The 887-nt window shown below is 59.6% G+C and carries 1 protein-coding gene; it reads left to right on the forward strand.

Annotated elements, in window-relative coordinates; translation table 11 throughout:
• On the forward strand, positions 1–887 hold an 887-nt coding region (locus AC5ZGW_RS46500), incomplete at both ends, for an IS110 family RNA-guided transposase (RefSeq protein ID WP_245475252.1).

An 887-nucleotide genomic window follows, 5' to 3' on the forward strand; every position in this document is an offset into this window, starting at 1 on the left:
CTAGTTGGCTGATAACCTCGTTGTCGCCAGGAAACGGCGAGAAGATGTCGAAACATTCGGTGTCAGCCGGAGACCTGGCCGGGTTGTTCGCGCTGTTTTCGAAGCTGCGCGAAAAAAGCCGAGCTAAGACCGGGCATAACTATCCGATCGTCTCGATTCAGGAGGCCGGCCTCGACGGCTTCTGGGTTCATCGGGTGCTTGAAAAAGAAGGGGTCGAAAGCCACGTCGTGGACCCAGCTTCAATCGCGACATCGCGCCGGCGCAGACAGGCAAAAACGGATCGCATCGACGGTGAGGCACTGCTGCGAACCCTAATGGCCTACAAGCGTGGCGAGCCGCGCGTGTGTGCGATGGTGCTGGTTCCGTCACCCGAGGAAGAGGATCGTCGACGGAGTTGTCGCGAGCGCAAGGCGCTGATCGTCGAGCGTGTCGCCCACGTCAATCGCATCAAGGGACTGTTGTTCTCGCAAGGGATCGCGAATTATGAGCCACTGCGCAAGGATCGACGTGAGCGGCTAGACGAGCTCTGGACCGGCGATGGGCGTGCGCTACCTGTGCTCATGAAGGCCCAGATTTCCCGCGAAGTCGATCGGCTAGAACTGCTGCTCGAACAGATCAAGCTGGTTGAGGATGAACGCGATGCGCTCATCGCCGCACAAGCGGCCGCGGCACCGCCTTCGCCTGTCACGATGCTGCTCAATCTCAAGGGCATCGGCGCCGAGTTTGCTGCCAACCTATGGTCTGAAGGCCTGTTCCGGCATTTTAATAATCGCCGCCAGGTTGCTGCTTACGCGGGGCTGGCGCCGACGCCCTGGCAGAGTGGATCCGTTGATCGAGAACAGGGCGTTTCGAAAGCTGGAAATCCGAGATTACGCACGACGCTGATC

The sequence above is a fragment of the Bradyrhizobium sp. Crot121 genome, from assembly GCF_059512385.1.